Genomic DNA, 17,382 nt, shown 5'->3' with positions numbered 1-17,382 from the left:
TGGGACGTGTCGCCGAGACGCTCCGGGAAGGCGGTGGTCGGGACCCCGCGTGCGAACGCCCGGTTCTGCCAGATCGGTACGTCCGACGACGGACGTCAGCCTGTCATAGTGGCGGGTCAGCCTGCCCCGCTCAGGTGCTGACCACGGACTTATCGGGCTCGTCCAGTTCCTCGCGTTTCTCGTCACCGTGGCCCGGCCACCAGGCGGCGTGGCCAATCAGCGCGGTCAGCGACGGCGTGAAGAACAGCGACATCACGAACGCCGCAAGCAGGATGCCGAATGAGAGCGCGAAGCCCATAGAGACCATGAGCGTGTTCCCGCTGAGCATCAGCGAGGCGAACGTGCCCGCGAGGATCACGCCCGCCGCGGCGATCGTCGGACCGGCGTGCTTGACCGCCTCCCCGGCCGCGGCCTGCGGATCCTTGCCCTCGCGCGCCTCTTCGCGTAGACGCGCGATCATCAAGATGTTGTAGTCGGTGCCGAGCGCGGTGACGAACAGGTAGATGTAGATGGGCAGCATGAAGATCAGGCCGGCCTCACCCATGATGTGCTGGAACACGATCACCGTGGCGCCGAGGGTCGCGGCGAAGCCGAGGCCGACCGCGGCCATTAGGTACCACGGCGCCACGAGGCTCCGCAGCAGCAGGGCGAGGATCAGCAGGATCAAGCCGCCCGCGACGGGGAACACTACGCGGTAGTCGCGGGCCATCGCCTCCTGGAGGTCGGCGAAGATCGAGGGGGTGCCGCCGACGTACGCCTCGGTCCCCTCGGGCGCGGCACCGTGTGCGGCGTCGCGGATCGGGCCCTTGACGTCCTCGAGCGCGGCGTCGGAGGTCGGGTCCTCGTCGAGGATCAGCGAGAACTGCGCGGCGGTGCCGTCCTCGGACGGCTGGCCCGGAAACGCCTGGGCTACGCCGTCGGTTCCCTCCAACTCCGTGCGGAACGCTTCCAGCGCGGACTGGTCCAGCCGACCGTTCTCCGAGGCCAGGATCACGGGGATCGGCTCGCTTGCCCCGGCGGCGAAGTGGTCCTGGAAGGTATCCAGCGCCTCTGTAGACTCGACGTCGTCCGGCAAGCTCGCGCTGAAGTCGAATGACGGGTTGAAGCTGACCGCGAAGATCGCCAGGACCGCCAGGAGCAGGCCCGAGGCGGCGGCGAACCTGCCCGGTCGCCGGCTCAGTGCGTCACCGATTCGGTTGAAGCGAGCGGCCTCGGGCTCCCGGCGCCATTTTCGGGAGGGCCAGAAAAGCCCGCGGCCGATCACAGTGACGACCGCGGGCACCAGTGTCAGCGCGGCCACCAGGGTGACGGCGACCGCGATCGCGAGCGCCGGGCCGATCGCCCTGAAGATGCTCAGCGTGCTCAGCAGCAGGGCCATGAATGCCACGATCACCGCGCCACCGGCGGACGCGATCGCCTCGCCGGCGCGCTCTATCGCGTGAACGACGGACGACCGGGTGTCAGCGCCCTGCCGCAGCCGCTCGCGGTAGCGGAAGAGGAAGAACAGGATGTAGTCGGTGCCGATGCCATAGAGGACGACGAACAGGATCACCTCGATCGTGGAGTCCGCCTTGAGGTTGAATGCCTCGTTGGCCCAGGCGATCAGACCGGTCGCGATCGTGCCGGACAGGGCGACCACGGCGATCGGCATCACGCAGATGATCACGCTGCGGAAGATCAGCGCGAGCAGCAACACGATCAGGATGATCGTGGCCGCACCCACGATCGCCAAGGTCTGCTCACCCGACTCTTGGGAATCCAGTCCCTGGAGGATAGATCCGGTGGACTGCACTCTCAGGTCGCTGTTCTCGACCAGCGGGTCGAGGTCGTCTCGAAGCTGTTCACCGTCCTCTAACGCCGTCGCGTCGAAGCCGGTGGCGCCCTCCGCCAACCCGATGATGCCAATTTGGACCAGTCCGTCCTCGGACAGGTTCGGCCGTCCCTCCGGGTCGACCGTGATCACCTGCCGGACGAAGGTCTCGTCGCCCAACTGTGGGCCGAGCTCCTCTGCGATCCGGTTGACGGCGGCCTGATCCTCTTCGGTCAACGGCGACCCGTCCTCGCGCTCGAACACCAGGATCGCCGCGGGGGTGGTCGCGCCGGGGAACTTCTCCGCCTGCAGCTCGGTCGCCTTGATGGACTCGTAGTGGTCGGGCAGGAACTCCGCCTCGTCGGAAGTCGTCTGCAGTGCAGGTGCAAACGAGACCACCACGACTGCGAGTACGACCCAAGCGCCGATGACGTACCAGGGACGCCGCGATACGAAACGACCAAGCGCAGCAAACATGGCGAGACCCTATCGCCACCCCAGCGCCCCGGAAACGTACCCGCCGCATATGCCAGGCTCGAACCGATCGCGCTCGAGGCGGGTAGGGCACCGGACGGACTCACGTGCGGTCGGGGCCTGGCCCCGGTTCTTGGACAAGTTGAATCCAGCACCTGGTGCTGGGGAAGCGAGATGATCCGAGAACCATGGCCAAGAAGAACTACTCCGAGGAGTTCCGTCGTCAGGCCGTCGACTTGTACGAGTCCACCCCGGGCGCCACGGTTCGTGGCATCGCCGATGACCTCGGCATCGTGCGCGGCACCTTGCGGCACTGGCTCGAGGTCTACGGGACCGGCAAGAAGACCGCCGCTGACGGGACGCTGACCTCCAGCCCGCTGCAGTCCGACTCGTCGACGGCGAGCCCGTCGGGGCCGGCCGATGAGACACCGGAGCAGAAGATCGCCCGGCTCGAGGCCCCGCGTGAGCGAGCTCGAGGTCGAGACCACGAAGCTGACCACCGAGCGGGAGATCCTCCAGCGGGCGGCCAAGTATTTCGCCGGGGAGACGCGCTGGTGAGTCGCTTCCAGTTCGTCGCCGACAACTCCGCCACCTTCGAGGTGAAGCGACTGTGCGAGCTCGTCGAGATCGAGCGCTCGTCCTACTACGCCTGGCTCAAGGCGTCCCCAGCGCGCGAGGAGCGCGCCCGGGCCGATGCCGAGCTCGCGACGCGGATCAGGGCCGTCCATGCCGAGGACAGCACCCAGGGTGCGCCGCGGATCACCGCTGAGCTCAACGACGGCGCGCTTGCCGGCGAGCGGGTCAACCACAAGCGCGTCGCCCGGGTGATGCGACTTGCGGGCATCCGTGGCTATGTGAAGAAGCGCCGGGTGCGGACCACGATCCCCGAGCCGTCGGGGCAGAAGTACCCCGACCTGCTCAAGCGGGACTTCACCGCCGATGCGCCGAACCAGCGCTACGTCGGGGACATCACCTACCTGCCGTTGGCCGACGGGACGAACCTGTACCTGGCGACCGTGATCGACTGCTACAGCCGTCGGCTCGCCGGTTGGGCGATTGCCGATCACATGCGCACCGAGTTGGTCGAGGACGCCCTCAACGCAGCTGCCGCGATCCGCGGCAGCCTCAACGGCGCGATCTTCCACAGCGACCATGGGTCGGTCTACTGCTCGAAGGACTACGCCAAGCTCTGCAGGAGGCTCGGCGTCACGCAGTCGATGGGCGCCGTCGGCTCGTCGGCCGACAACGCCTTGGCGGAGTCGTTCAACGCCACGATGAAGCGCGAGGTCCTCCAAGACGCCGCCTGCTGGACAGACGAGCCGACCTGTCGCCGGCAGGTCTTCAGGTGGCTCGTCCGCTACAACACCCGCCGCCGTCACACCTGGTGCTGCTACCTGTCCCCGTCCACCTACGAGGCCCGCCAGGCCGCTACGCTGCCAACCGCCGCGTAATCACACCCCGTGTCCAAGATCCGGGGGTAAGGCCCGTCACTCACCGCGGCCACGCCGGCCGTCGCGATGACCAGCGTACGGTTCTAACTCACCAGGGCACGCCGTGAATTGGGACCGACATGAATTGGGCCCAACGCCGATCCAGCCAACGAGGCCGGCGCCACGTCGCGCATCCCGAAGACCCGTTGGGTCATTTCCCGCTAGCCCCCGGGTGCTGGCACCTCGGTTACGGGAAAGGCGGCCACGCCGCCGCCGGGATCCCGACACCCTCCCCGCCCTGGCCCGAGCCACCGGTCCGCTCCCCACGCGAAGCGACCACATTCCGCGGTTGCCCACCGATGAGTGTGATCAGCACCGGCGAAGCGAGCGCTCACGGGCTCACATGGTCGGCGCCGGTCTTGCCGGGCTGCGACGTACGCTGGTTCGATGGTGATGCCGCTTGACCAACAGGAAAGGCTGGCATTGTGCGACCTGCTCATCAAGCTCGGGCCTGAGGCTCCGACTCTTTGCGAAGGGTGGACCACCCTCGATCTGGTGGCCCACTTGGTCGTGCGGGAGAACCACCTGCGCCGAGTTGGCGGCCTCACCGCGCGTGAGAAGGAACTGGGTTTCGCGGGCCTGGTCGAGCGTCTCCGTTCCGGTCCTCCGCTGGTCTGGCAGATCCCGGGCGTTCGCAAGCTCGTCAACGGACTTGAGTTCTTCATCCACCACGAAGACGTACGGCGCGCCAACGGCTTGCCCCCACGGAACGGGCCGCCGGAGCTTGAGAACCTGTCGTGGCGGCTGCTCGGCTTCCTGGCGTGGCCCGCCGCGCGGAGACTGCGGCCGTTCTCCTTGGTGCTGGACTCCCACGAGGGCCGACGCCGCACGTTTCGGCCGAGGCGTCGGCGTCACGTTGGGAGGACCGCCCAGTGAGCTCGTCTTGTACTTCAGCGGTCGCCGGACCGCGGCCGTAGTCGAGATCCACGGCGATCCGCTGGCCGTTGCAGCTCTCCTGCACGCCGTTCATGGAATGTAGCGCAGCCACCGGAGGTGCTCTTGCTCCCACGTTGCAGCGCTCCTTGGTCGGCGAGATGTCCGGGACGACGCCTCCGATCCGCGGAGGCTCGGCACCTGCCCTACCGCTCTACACATGGAGCCGCACCGCTTGTCCCGGCGCCGCGCCAGCTCCGGCCACGCGACACATCGCGGACGGGTGCGCCGCCGTCGCCGGAGCCATTATGGTTGGTACATGCAATCGATCGGATCACAGACCGACCTGGTCTCGGTGGAGTCCATCGAGCAGGAGCTGACCTTGTTGGTGCGTCGTGCCCAGAAGGTGCATCTGCGCGGCGGCCCGACAGAGCAGGTCGTGGAGAGGGCCGCCTACGGGATCCTCGCCTGGCTCCATGACACCGGCCCGCTGCGGTCCAGTGAGCTCGCAGCGCACTTCCACCTCGACGCCTCGACGATCAGCCGACAGGTCGCGGCCCTGGAGCAGGCCGGCCTTGTCACGCGCGAACCGGACGCCGACGACCGGCGCGCTCTCCGGCTGCGGCTCACCGAGCACGGCCGGAGCGTGTTGAGCACGACGCGGGCGGAACGGCGCGGCGTCGTCCGGGAGCTGCTGCGGTCGTGGTCGCCCGAGGATCTGGCGCGCTTCGCGTCCCTGCTGGCGGCGTTCAACGCCGGTCTCGACGAGCATCTGACCGGGGATCCGCACACCGCGGAAGCGGGCCAGCAATGAGTACGGCGTCCTCCGCCGGGGCCGGTGTCCCGGGGGCACCCGGCGAGCAGGTGATGCCGGAGCTACCACACCGGCAGATCCTCACCGTCCTGGTGGGGCTGATGTTGGGGATGCTGGTCGCCGCCCTGTCCCAGACGATCGTGGCCACCGCGCTGCCCACCATCGTCGGTGAGCTCGGCGGCCAGGACCAGCTGGCCTGGGTCGTCTCGGCCACCCTGTTGACTTCGACCGCCTCCACTCCCATCTGGGGCAAGCTGTCAGACCTGTACGGCCGCAAGATCATGTTCCAGTCCGCGATCGGGATCTTCCTGGTCTCCTCTCTCGCCGCCGGGTTCGCCCAGAACATGGGCCAGCTGGTGGGGTCCCGGGCCGTGATGGGACTCGGCGTGGGCGGGCTGATGGCGCTGTCCCAGGCGATCATCGGCGACGTCGTCAGTCCCCGCGAACGCGGCCGCTACCAGGGTTACATCGGCTCGGTCTTCGGCTTGGCCACCGTCGCCGGGCCCCTGCTGGGTGGCTTCCTGGTCGAGCACCTCTCGTGGCGGTGGACTTTCTGGGTCGGGATCCCCATCGGCATTGTGGCCCTGGTGGTGACCGAACGCGTCCTGAAGCTGCCGTTCCCCCGCCGACGGCACGCCATCGACTGGCTGGGGGCGTTCTTCATCGTCGCTGGGATCAGCGCGCTGCTGCTGATGCTCTCGCTCGGCGGCAAGGAGTTCGAGTGGAACTCGGCCTGGACCTACGGTTTGACCGCGGTGGCGCTGGTCATGCTGGCGCTCACGGTCTGGCAGGAGCGCCGGACGGCTGAACCGATCATGCCGCCGCGGCTGTTCGCCAACCACACCTTCGTCATCACCAGTTTGGCCGGCTTTGTCGTCGGAGTCGCCATGTTCGGCGCCATCATCTTCTTGCCGCAGTACCTGCAGATCGTCAAGGGTGAGTCCCCCACCGCCTCCGGCCTGCTGACGCTTCCGCTCATGGTCGGCCTGCTGGCCACCTCCATCGGATCGGGGCGGCTGATCACCCGCACCGGCCGCTACAAGATCTACCCCGTGGTCGGGCTGCTCGTCGCCGCCGTCGGCCTGACGCTGATGAGCCGGCTGTCCGTGGACACCTCGCTGTGGCTAGCCGGGGTGTACATGTTCATCACCGGCGCCGGAATCGGCATGGTGATGCAGGTCCTCGTGCTGGCGACCCAGAACGCGGTGCCCCATGCCGACCTCGGCGTCGCCACCTCCGGAGCCACGTTCTTCCGCTCGCTCGGCGGCGCGATGGGAGTCGCGGTCTTCGGCGCCCTGCTCACCCATCGGCTCCGCGACACCATCCCCGCGCAACTGCGGGCGGCCGGCGTGAGCGCCGACCAGATGCCCGCCGGGTCGGCCACGCAGGGCAGCCCCGAACAGATGGCGGCGCTGCCCGAGCCCATCCATCTCGCGGTCACCACGGGCTTTGCCGAGGCGCTGCAGACCACCTTCCTCGCGGCCGTACCGTTCGCGATCCTCGGCTTTGTGATCATGCTCTTCCTTCGCGAAACCCCACTGCGACAGACCCGGGGACAAACCCCGGGCGAGGACCTCGCCGCCGCCTTCGAGACCTCCGTCGACCAAGACGCACTCCTCGCCGACCCCGACGACGGACGACGGCTGGGCAGGCGACCGCCGCCGTGAAGGAGACGTCGCCATGAGAACGCGGTACAGGACGGGTGCCACGAGCGCCAACGCCAACCGGCGATACGGAGCACCCATGTGCTTGCAACCCTTCACTTCCAAGAGCGCGAGGCTGCTCATCGAGAGCGTCCTCCAGCCTCAGCTCACCACGGATCGCCTCGCGGGCTTGCCTCCCAGCTGTTTGGATACTCGCCCTACACATCGGGCCGTGGAAAACCACCCGTCCTCCGGGTCTGTCCCGTCGTTTGCCTACCTCGCGCACGCGCACGCGCCCCGCTCCGCGTTGGCTCTGCCGATGGCCAATAGCCTTCGGGCAAACGCGGGCTGATGTCGCTAGAGACGTCCCACCAGCCGAGTCGGGTTGGTGTCGCGATCAAGCGGGTCGTCCACTCATCGGCGCTTGAGCTCGTCGCCATGGGCATGCTCGCACTGGCCTATAACGTGATCCGAGCCGATCAGGGCGGGGACGTCGCCCTCGCGTTCGAGCACTCCGGCGAGCTGGTAGCCCTGGAGGGCTGGGTCTTCGACCACCTCGAGGTGCCCCTGAACTCATGGACCATGGGCGTACCGCTGGTAGCAGTGCCGGCGTGCTACTTCTACGCCGTCATGCACTACGTCGCGACTCCGACCGTACTGTTTCTCTCCTGGAAAGTCGGCGGTTGGAAGTACCGCCGCGGCTACTGGAGCTTGGTCCTTGCCTCAGCGGTGGCGCTCGTCGTCTACATGATCTACCCCGTTGCACCTCCCCGTCTCGTACCTGGTGACGGCGTCGCTGACGTCATGAGAGCCTACGCAGAGTTCGGCTGGTGGGGAGACGCCGCCTCCGCGCCGCGAGGCATCGGCGACGCCACCAATCAGTACGCCGCGCTGCCGTCCTTGCACTGCGGCTGGGCCGTGTGGTGTGCGCTGCAGATGTGGGACTTCAGAGGCCGATGGTGGCGACTGCTGGCGGTCTTCTACCCAAGCGCACAGGCGTTCATCGTTATCGCGACCGGCAACCACTACTTGGTCGACGTGCTGCTCGGCTGCGGTCTCGTGCTTGCCACGCACTTTGCGCTCGACGCCTTCGGCAAGCGTCGGTTCGGCTGGGAATCCACAGAGTCCGCCGACCTCTGAGCGGTCACGACTCGCTCGACGAGCCACTCCACGCACGACCAGATCCCCCGGCTGCCGCCAGGACCGACACCCACGGGGTACCCCTGAGCGGCACGGCCAGCCCCTAGGTCGGCGCTCGATTCAGACGGTAGGGTCCCGAGACCGGGCGCGAATCCGACACCGCGGGTTTCCTCGGAGTCTCGACAGCGGTTGGCTGCGGAATTTCGGAACAGGCGTCGGAAAGTACAGCGCCCGACGATGCCCACATCATCGCGGCGTGCCCTGATCGAAGTGGGTCACGTCCACCGAAAGGAAGAGCGCCGAGGCGGAGGCTGCAGGCGACCCTCCGAGCTGCTTCATGTCGGCTTCCATGTAGAGCTTGCGCCCTTCTGTCCGAATGACCCTGGCCGCGAGATCGTAGGTGGTGCCGAGGATGACCGGCGAGTCGTAGAGCACCTCAAGCTTCCGGGTCACCGCAGGACCGCCCGTGAAGTAGAGCAGAAAACCGAAGAGGTCGTCGAAAACGGTCGCTACAGCACCGCCGTGGGCGATTCCGGGTGCGCCCACGTGACGTTCATCGAAGACGTGGGTCGCGTGCACCTCCTCCCCTTGACGACGGACGGCGATGTGGTGGCCGTGTGGGTTGTCGGGGCCACAGGCGAGGCAGTGGCTGTGGTGCGGCGGAAGCTGAGCACCATCAGCATGCGGCCGGAACTTCTCGTTCCAGCTGGCGAGGAGCTCGTCCATGCTGCTCACAGCGGCTCACCCCGCCGCTGGTCGCGACTGCCAGGTGTCGCGAGGCCGTCCAGGACCAGGTCGCTGACCGCAGCAGAGAAACGCACTGCGGCGGTGGACGGATCGACGGACGGCCCCTCCACGGCCGCGCTAAGGCCAACGACGGTGATGGCACCGAAGACGCTCAAGGCCACGGCTCCCGGATCGGCGACCTGGCGCAGCGACCCGTCGGAGACACCCTCAGCCAATAGTTGCTCGATCGGTTCGTAGAAGGCAGTCCGCAGTGCACCTGCCAACTCGGGCAGCCGGGTCGCGCGTCCGAGGTCGCCGACCAGTGCCCGACACAGGAACGGGTGCTCGAGCATCACGCCCAGCTGCGCCAGCACAGCCGCCTCGAGCCGGGTCCGCGCGTCCTCAGAGCTCGACACCGCAACACCCACGGCCCCGGCGATCATGTCCAACAAGTCGCTGAGGAGGAACTCCAGCACCGCGTTCTTGCCATCGAGGTGGTAGTAGATCGTGGCCTTGGGGATGCCCGTCGCCTCGGCAATATCTTCGATCTTAGTGCCGTCCAGACCACGCTCCGCGATCAGTTCCGCCGCCCCGTAGAGCTGACTGGCCAACTTCGCCGGAAGCTTCCTCATCCCACACGTCTCCGTTCATCCCCAGCCCTTCCCGGTGAGGTCGCAGCTCGCGACCTACGCGACATCGTAGTTTGTACTCCCAGTACAAACCAACAGTCAGCACAAACAAAGGTCGATGAAATGCCGGACTCAAGCGACCTCAGGCGGCGGCATGCTCGCCGCCCCGACCCACTGTCCGTACCCAACATCGATCACACCCGAGGGCCGCGGATGAAGAGCGACCGCGAAGTGCTAATGAGCGATCAGCCACTGACCTACAGTCCGTTCGACGCCGAGGTGATCGCCAACACCTATCCCGTCTACCGGAGCTGCCGTCAACGCCCTGGCACTGGTTAGCCGCACGCGTACCCTAAGACGCATGCCCTACCGTCGCTGGACCCGGCTCGGGATAGTCGCCGTGGCCAGCCACCTCGGCTACGAGCTGGCCGTCGGGGTCGGGGTGCCGGGTGCCTCCCGGATCGGCGTGCGGCCCGCCGTCACGGGGTACGCCTTGGCGACCGCCGGCGCCTACCGGGCCGCCGGTCGTCTCCCCGGCCCACGCGGAGACCGTAGGTTCGCGGCCGCGAACGGGCTGTTCGCGGCCGCCGTGATCTCGCACTATGCGAGCTGGCAGCGGACGACTTGGCACGGACTCCCCTGGCTGGTGGAGTGCGAAGGGATCGAGGGCGTGTTGATCGTTCCCTACAACATGGTGCTTCAGGTGTCGGCCGTGGCCGCCATGGGCGGACTGGTCGAGAACCTCAGCGCCTGGCGGTGGGGGCTAGCGACCGGCCTCCTCGCAGTACCGGCACTCCGCTGGCTGACGCCGCGCGAGTACAACCGTCTGCTGGCACAAGCGGCCGCCCAGCCAGGCTGGTGGAACCGGCGGCTGGCAATCCGGATGCGACGCGGCGCCTAAGGAGGCATGGGCACCGACGTACACCAAGCGAGTCACTGACGGCACGGTTCATGAGCTCACGCGTACGGACGCGCACCTGCGGGTCGAGGGCAGGTCGGCTCGCGCCGGTTGCGGTGAGGTCAGTCTTGGAGCCAACCGACAAGCCGAGGTGTCAGCATCCCGGCGGAGCCGGCTACGAACTGGGCCGGCGTTGAGCCTGGCACGGATGACTCAGCCGTGGACTCATCAATTCACGCGGCCGCCAACCTCTCGGGCTGACGACCGCCTCACGTGCGAGTCGGCTGCCTCAACCGACGTGGACGCCCTCGGGGCCGTCGGTGGCCAGCTCCTGGTGCTTCACGTCGAGGAAGATCCAGATCACCGCGGATGCCGCGAGCATCAGGATCGAGCCGACCAGGAAAGCCTGGGTCGAGCCCTCGGTGAAGACCTGCTGCTGGACGATGACCTGCATCCGCTGCATGACCTCTGCCGACGCCGCCTCGCCGCCCGCAGCGGCGCCGTCCCGGGCCAGCTCGGCACCCCGGTCGGTGAACGTCTGCGTGGCGACCGTGGCCAGCACTGAGAGGCCGAGCGCGCCACCGACCTGCTGCATCGTGTTGAGCACTCCGGACCCGATGCCGGACTCCTCGGAGCGCAGGTGGTGGACCGCCGTCAGAGTGACCGGCACGAACGTCAGGCCCATGCCGACCGCCATCACGACGGTGTACGGCAGGATGTTGGCGACATAAGTCCCCGTCACGTCGCTCACCGGGAACTCGGTGTCGAAAGGGATCCGCGAGAAGCCGAACAGGGCGCCCGCGGCGAGCAGCGTGCCGACTCCCGAGATGTAGCGGGGATCGATCCGGTTCACCAGGTTGGAGGCCAGACCGGCCCCGAACACGATGCCCACCGTGAACGGCAAGAACGCGACACCGGTCTTGAGGGGGCTGTAGCCCATGACGTTCTGCAGGTACTGGCTCAGGAAGTAGAACATCGCGAACATCGCCGCGGGCGCGAGGAACATCGCCACGAAGCTGGACGCCCGGGTTCGGTTGGTGAAGATCCGGAACGGGAGCAGCGGGTGCTCCACCCGACTCTCGACCAGCCCGAAGACGGCCAGCAGCAAGCTGCCCACGATCAGGCTGACGATGGTGAGCTCGTCGCTCCACCCCTCGGTGCCGGCACGCGACAGGCCGTAGACGATGCCGACCAGCGCCAGGGTGCCGGTGACGGCGCCGGGCAGATCGAGCTCGCCCGGGTGGGACTCCGACTCGTTGAGGAAGCGCGGCGCCAGGGCGGCGGCACCGAGGCCGATCGGCACGTTGATCAAGAAGGTGAGGCGCCAGCCGTCGACGACGATGCCGAAGAGCTCCGGCGACGTGCCGGTCAGCCAGCCACCAAGGATCAGTCCGACGGCCGCACCCGCGCCGGACATCGCGGCATACACCGCGAAGGCCCGGTTGCGGGCGGGGCCTGCGGGGAACGTGGTGGTGATCAGCGCCAGGGCGGCCGGGGAGGCCAGTGCGGCACCGAGGCCTTGCAGGCCCCGGGCACCGAGCAGCAACGGCTCGTTAGTCGCGAGCCCGCCGAGCAGGGAGGCGACCGCGAAGATGCCGAGGCCGGCCATGAACACCTTCCGGCGGCCGTAGAGGTCACCGAGCCGGCCGCCAAGCAGCAGCAGGCTGCCAAACGCCAGGGCGTAGCCGGTGACGATCCACGTCAGGTTGGCGTTGCTGATGTTGAGGTCGACCTGGATGTAGGGCAGCGCGATGTTCGCGATGGTGGCGTCGAGCACGACCATCAGTTGGGCGATCGAGATGAGGACCAGAGCCCAGCCGAGGTGGAGTTCGCGCTGTGGGGCGGCTATGCGGGCCGTGTCGGCGGGTGGGGTGGCGCGGTCGATGTCAGTCAAGACGTTTCCTTGTCCTCGTGAGGGGTGCGGGCTTGCGGGCGGCAGGCCGGGATGATGATCTGGTCGATCAGGGCGGTAATCAGGTCGGGGGTGGCGTGCTCACCCATCAGGAAGATTCGATGCAGGACCATCCCGGCCAGCGCCGGTGTCACCAGGTCGATGTCCAGGTCGGCGCGGATCTCGCCGCGGGCCTGTGCTCGCTCGTAGACAAGTCGACCGATGGCCACCTTGGGTTCGATGAAGTCGCGCCGAAATCGCTCGGCGAACTCGTCGTCGAGGTTGAGCGCGGTGATGATGCTGGCCAGCATCCCGAGGGGCTTCGCGTCGGTGAGGCCGCCAGCCCCGCAGCTCATCTCGATGAGGTCCTGGCGGAAGCTACCGGTGTCGGGCGAGGTGGCCGGGCCCTTGTGAAGCATGACGGCCTCAATCACCAGCCCGGCCTTCGAGTGCCACCGGCGGTAGAGGGTGGCTTTGGAGGCCTTTGCGCGAGACGCGACGGCGTCCATGGTGAGGCGGTCGTAGCCTACGTCGGCTAGCACATCGAGCGTCGCGAGCAGGATTTCCTGCTCGCGCTCACCTTCGATGCGGGGCCGGACTGCCGCCTCTTGTGGTGTCACGTGGGGTGTCTCCCGATGCTAGGTCGAAACGGAACAGTTTCGTTTCAGTCAGAACTACAAGCTGGCCGGGAGAATTCCCGCGAACAAAAGAGATCTCGTGGGGCCACATAGTCCACAGTCCGCGAGTGACCCAAAACCTGCGACCACACGAAGCTAGCCAAGGTGATCGCTGCTAAGGCTCGCACCCCTACTCGGGCGAGTAGGAGCGTCTCTCGGCCGCGCTGCCCGCCCAGCACCGGCTGATGGTCGGGACCCTCATCGAGGCCGGACTCCCGTCCGAGCCCCGACATGATTGCTCAACTGCCCGCTGCACTGGAGCAGGGCCCGCAACATTCTATTCCGTGCCGCGGGGCCGGCTCCTGCCTACGCCGAGTCGTCACTGGAATCCGACCACCTGACAGCCTTTCGCGCCATCACCGACCGGACGCTCCAGAGTCACGAGCCCTTCCGGCGTGTGCGGTGGACGGTCACTGGAACATCGTCCGGTCCAACGCCGCGGCGGAGGGACTTCTCGCTGCCAGCGACGGGCGCAACGCCGTCCAGCTGACGTACGCCGGAGCATGGCGCGACCCGATCGACAACTGGGACGACATCGCGTGGGCCGGTCTCGCACGTGTTCAGGCCCAAGCCGCGCGGGTGCCGCAGGACGAGGTGCTGGCAGAGCGCGTGGACCTCACCACTTGGGCCATGGGGGACCTTCCTGATCCCAGTGCCGGCGCCTCCGGACCTGTGCTGTGTCCCAACTTCCGGAGCGGGACCGACCTCATCCGCACCGTCTCCGTAGTGGCCCAGTTCGGCTCGCCTCTCGACGTGACCCTCGACGAGCTGCGCATCGAGCTCACGCATCCGGCAGACGACGACGCCCGCCGCTTCTTCGGGGGAGGCTGACCGACTACGTCAGAGGCGCTTGAGACGCTCGGCCACGCGTGGCACGACACGATCGTTCTCGCACCGTGCCTCCGGCATCGAAGTCCTGATGCGACGGGCTCAAGTCATGGCACTCCTCCTCCACCGGGACCGCGGTTGCCGCATGGAAGCCCTGACCTCGTCCGTGTTGTCGACACTTGTCCCTTACCTCAGCCTCGACAACCTCGCGAGCCACATAGTCGACAAGCGCAGAACCGCCCACAACCCCACAACGGCGAACTTGATCGAGTCCCAAGCGAAGAGCACCACGAGACAGTTGAGACAACCCGGACCGCCTCGCTCGATGAGCGTGGCGCAGATGCTCATGGCGAACAGGTAGGACGGGATCGCCATCGCGGCAACAGGGACTGCCCACTTCAGGCCGTTTGGTGTGCGGAGCCAGTCGACGACACGATTGGTGGGCATGCTCGAGCGCAGGTAGCCGCGCAGGAGAGCGCTGCCGTTCCACAGCATGGTGAGCATCGAAGTTCTCCTTCGGGGCCGGTTCACCGCACCGTTGCTCATGAGGTCCGGCAGGACGGGCGCGGGCGTGCCCGTCCTGTGGAGAAGTCACGCACGACGATCCCGTGGACCCCGATCAGACAAGCGCTTGCGCACGTCGCGGGACGCCGCGGTCTCCGCCGTTCTGAGTCAGACATGTGTCTTCAGCGATCTTGCGCGCACGACGGACAGCCCGCCTCGCTCGAGCAGCATCCAGATCTTGTGCCGAAGTTCGGGGTTCGCCGAGAGCGAGTAGGCCGTCTACCCGATATCGGTCGCGGTAGCCGGCGACGATCCTGACCTCGTTCATCCAGCGGCTTCGCGCTGCCCCCGTCTCCGGCGGCGTGCCCAGGTGCTTGAGCCACCGTTCCCCGGTCTCGACCGCATTGACGGCCAACGCCGTCGCCCGCGACTCCATCAGCGCCTGTCGCTCGGCGAGGGCGGTCATCATCTCGAGGTCCATCGGGCCGTCCGCTACCGGAGTCATCCCGACGATGTGTCTGGGCTCGGTGCGGCGTTGCCCACCTTCAGGCGGCGCTGCCTCCCGGAGTCGGCTGATCATCACGGCTCCCACGTCGTCAGCATCCCCAAGTGACCGCCGTGAGACCACCGCCGGCAGAAGCCGGTCGACGTCCAGACCATTCGCTTCGGCACGTCGCAGCTCAGCAGTGAGCGGACCGAACGAGTCGGACCCGAGAACTGAGTCGACCTGCTCGTCGGTCAACCCGCACTTTCCCACCAGGCCGACCCAGCGGTCCCGCTGCGCAACAGCAGCGATGGTCTCGTACTCCGCCGCGAGCTGGGCGATGGATGACCACCTACCCTGCTCCTCGAGGATCATCTGGTGGGCGGACAGGTCCGCTCCGGAGTGCTTGAGCACGCCGTACAACACGGTGCTGGCATTGACCTCGTCGGACTCTGGCGGGGCGTGAACCTCATCTGGCTTGTCGAGTGCGACGTACGCGATGTTCGCCTCTCTCCCCCGTGTCATGGAGACGTAGAAGTTCTCGCGCGTGGTTGCGCAGGAGACGACGACATGCGAGGTGTCGACGGTGAGGCCTTGGGCACGGTGAGCCGTCACGGCATAGCCAAGGTCGACGTGCTCGGCGACGTACGCCGCTGGCAGGGTCACAGTTCCACCCAGGTCCGGGCCGATACGCACAACCGTCATCGAGCCGTCCCTGCCCACATGGGTGACGCGCCAGCGGTCGCCGTTGCGGACCCATCCGCCACGCGCCGTCGAGAGACGGCGGTCGTTGCGACGGGTGATGACGAGATCACCCATCGACGCCCGCGTACCGTCGGCGAGGTTCACCTCGATGCTTCCCGCTGGATCGCCACCGGCGATGCGGTCGGCGCGGGCTCGCGTGTTGAGGTACTTCACCGTCTCGGTCGCCTCGGCCACGAGGATCGCAGCGCGACCAGCCCGGACGTCATCGCTCCAGGCGAGGTAGGCAGCGTCCATCACCTCGTCAGTGGTGCCCTCACGGACCCGGTCGCGCTGGACGTACGTGCCGATGACTTCGGTGCGACCGAAACGCAGGTCGAGCGACGCGGTCTTCTCCCACTCGTTGGTGAAGCGATGGACCTCGGTGAGCTCGGGAGTGTCGGGACGGGTGGAGGCCAGAAGGGTGAACGCCCCTCCGGCCTCGACCGACTGGAGCTGGGCCCAGTCCCCCACCAGCAGCACCTTCGCACCGGCCTTGGCTGCGAGGTCGGCGAGCCGGTCGAGAGCCAAGGTGCCGGCGAGTGTGGCTTCATCAATGACCACGAGCTGACCTCGCTCGAACTGCGCCCGCCCGCGGTCGTACTCGTGCAGCCACTTGGCAGTGTTCTCACACCCGATGCCGAGGTCTTCGGCGAGCACTTGAGCGGCGACAGCGCTCGGGGCAAGCCCGACGACGCTGTCCTTCCCATGCTCCGTCGTCCAAGTTGCCTTCAGAGCGTGCATGGCGGTGGTCTTGCCTGCGCCGGCAGGACCGACAAGCAGATCGACCTGCCGCCCGGACACAGCAATCCGCGCGAGCGTCTCGACCTGCTCAGCACTCAACAGGTGTTGCTTACGAGCCACCCGCTCGAGGGCATCCAGGCTGACTGACGGAGCGGTGAGGTCGGTCGATCGAGCCAGCAACCGGTCCTCGGCCGCGAGCAGGGCCTCAGACGTGAAGACCACCGAGTGCCGCGGTCGGAACACGGTGGAGCCATCCTCTCGTCGGAAGACCATGGGGCTACTGGTCAACTCCGCCGGAGTCAAGGACAGCGACTCCTGTTTCGCAGCATCGACAACCAACCCAATGACCGCTTCGCGGTCCTCGACACTGGCAAAACGCCACCCCATCGTCTGCCGGGACGCCTCGGCCCAGAGGTTCCAGTGCCGCCACGTCGACCGCTTTTCGCTGACCGCCCCGACCACCGAGGCGCCCACCTCGGCCACGGCGTCGAGCGGGATGTCGTCGGCCCGAAGGGTTGGGCGGGCGATCGGAACGGCTGTGATTCTTCGTGCCCACTCAACTGCGCTGGCGCCGAGAATCGGGTGCGCCCGTTCCCTCCATTCGGTGGCGAGATCGAAGAGCGATCGGATGACCTTCTCGGGACGCGTTGAAAGGGTCGCCTTTGCTCGCAGCTCGACGATCCGCGTCGCTGAGGGGCGGCGCCCGTGGCGGGCGACGTACTCCCCGATCAGACGGTCGGTCTCCTCATCGACCATCCGGGATCGGCCAGAGAACTCGTGGATGAGCGATTCCGGGACGGGTTCCAGCTCCCAGGCAACGTTGTGGTTCTTGCCTCTGTCGCGCTGCTCCCACTCGATCCCGAAGGTGCGGGTCATGCGGTCAGCAAGCACCGCGTTGTAGTGAGCCGACAGCGCCACCACGGCCGCGTGGAGTGGCCGTCCGTCCAGGCTGCGCCACCGCCCGTCCTCTGCGGTCTTGACCTTGTTGGAGATGACGACGTGCGTGTGGAGCTGCG

General features: G+C 67.3%; 14 protein-coding genes. 7 read left to right on the top strand and 7 right to left on the bottom strand.

The genetic code is table 11. The features are described from left to right. Window positions 1-130 precede the first annotated feature (130 nt). Window positions 131-2,287: an MMPL family transporter gene (locus tag K4G59_RS17570; RefSeq protein WP_231252360.1), complete on the bottom strand. Its 2,157-nt coding sequence runs from the start codon at window positions 2,285-2,287 to the stop codon at window positions 131-133. Between the two features lie 185 nt (window positions 2,288-2,472). Here K4G59_RS17570 and K4G59_RS17565 point away from each other — a divergent pair, with 185 nt between their 5' ends. The 5 genes from K4G59_RS17565 (at window position 2,473) to K4G59_RS17545 (ending at window position 8,244) form a co-directional block, all read left to right on the top strand. Next, a complete protein-coding gene (locus tag K4G59_RS17565) occupies window positions 2,473-3,735 on the top strand; it encodes an IS3 family transposase (RefSeq protein WP_231252359.1) in 1,263 nt (420 codons plus the stop codon). 426 nt (window positions 3,736-4,161) lie between these two features. Further along, on the top strand, window positions 4,162-4,650 hold the full coding sequence (locus tag K4G59_RS17560) for a maleylpyruvate isomerase family mycothiol-dependent enzyme (RefSeq protein ID WP_231252358.1): 489 nt from the start codon (window positions 4,162-4,164) through the stop codon (window positions 4,648-4,650). 316 nt (window positions 4,651-4,966) lie between these two features. Next, window positions 4,967-5,461 (top strand): MarR family winged helix-turn-helix transcriptional regulator, encoded by a 495-nt coding sequence (locus tag K4G59_RS17555; protein ID WP_231252357.1) that lies wholly within the window; start codon window positions 4,967-4,969, stop codon window positions 5,459-5,461. Continuing rightward, on the top strand, window positions 5,458-7,128 hold the full coding sequence (locus K4G59_RS17550) for an MDR family MFS transporter (protein ID WP_308189428.1): 1,671 nt from the start codon (window positions 5,458-5,460) through the stop codon (window positions 7,126-7,128). Before K4G59_RS17555 ends, K4G59_RS17550 begins: the two co-directional genes overlap by 4 nt. A gap of 414 nt (window positions 7,129-7,542) precedes the next feature. Continuing rightward, entirely contained in the window at window positions 7,543-8,244 is a 702-nt protein-coding gene (locus K4G59_RS17545) for a phosphatase PAP2 family protein (RefSeq protein WP_231252355.1), read from the top strand. 246 nt (window positions 8,245-8,490) lie between these two features. On the opposite strand, the gene K4G59_RS17540 is transcribed toward K4G59_RS17545, so the two are convergent. Together K4G59_RS17540 and K4G59_RS17535 are read right to left on the bottom strand one after the other, a co-directional pair. Beyond that, window positions 8,491-8,970 (bottom strand): PaaI family thioesterase, encoded by a 480-nt coding sequence (locus K4G59_RS17540; RefSeq protein WP_231252354.1) that lies wholly within the window; start codon window positions 8,968-8,970, stop codon window positions 8,491-8,493. Window positions 8,971-8,975: 5 nt separating this feature from the next. Continuing rightward, window positions 8,976-9,602: a TetR/AcrR family transcriptional regulator gene (locus K4G59_RS17535; RefSeq protein ID WP_231252353.1), complete on the bottom strand. Its 627-nt coding sequence runs from the start codon at window positions 9,600-9,602 to the stop codon at window positions 8,976-8,978. Between the two features lie 358 nt (window positions 9,603-9,960). Here K4G59_RS17535 and K4G59_RS17530 point away from each other — a divergent pair, with 358 nt between their 5' ends. Next, window positions 9,961-10,500: a hypothetical protein gene (locus K4G59_RS17530; RefSeq protein ID WP_231252352.1), complete on the top strand. Its 540-nt coding sequence runs from the start codon at window positions 9,961-9,963 to the stop codon at window positions 10,498-10,500. Between the two features lie 286 nt (window positions 10,501-10,786). Here the strand turns inward: K4G59_RS17530 and K4G59_RS17525 are convergent, their stop codons facing one another. Further along, entirely contained in the window at window positions 10,787-12,382 is a 1,596-nt protein-coding gene (locus K4G59_RS17525; protein ID WP_372461835.1) for an MFS transporter, read from the bottom strand. A gap of 5 nt (window positions 12,383-12,387) precedes the next feature. Then, window positions 12,388-13,008, bottom strand: coding sequence for a TetR/AcrR family transcriptional regulator (locus tag K4G59_RS17520; RefSeq protein ID WP_231252350.1), 621 nt, complete (start codon window positions 13,006-13,008; stop codon window positions 12,388-12,390). A 288-nt stretch (window positions 13,009-13,296) separates the two neighbouring features. Here K4G59_RS17520 and K4G59_RS17515 point away from each other — a divergent pair, with 288 nt between their 5' ends. Continuing rightward, the gene (locus tag K4G59_RS17515) at window positions 13,297-13,896 is read left to right on the top strand and encodes an MmyB family transcriptional regulator (RefSeq protein ID WP_269210367.1); all 600 of its coding nucleotides are present in this window, start codon (window positions 13,297-13,299) and stop codon (window positions 13,894-13,896) included. Window positions 13,897-14,079: 183 nt separating this feature from the next. Here K4G59_RS17515 and K4G59_RS17510 read toward each other — a convergent pair whose 3' ends face one another. After that, window positions 14,080-14,397 carry a hypothetical protein gene (locus K4G59_RS17510; RefSeq protein ID WP_231252348.1) on the bottom strand — a complete coding sequence of 106 codons (318 nt, stop codon included), beginning with the start codon at window positions 14,395-14,397 and terminating at the stop codon, window positions 14,080-14,082. Between the two features lie 115 nt (window positions 14,398-14,512). Next, the coding region (locus K4G59_RS17505) for an AAA family ATPase (RefSeq protein ID WP_231252347.1) at window positions 14,513-17,382 on the bottom strand (2,870 nt) is incomplete at its 5' end.

This window comes from Nocardioides furvisabuli (assembly GCF_021083185.1).
Lineage (GTDB): Bacteria > Actinomycetota > Actinomycetes > Propionibacteriales > Nocardioidaceae > Nocardioides > Nocardioides furvisabuli.
This window is presented reverse-complemented; position numbering and strand designations above follow the sequence as displayed.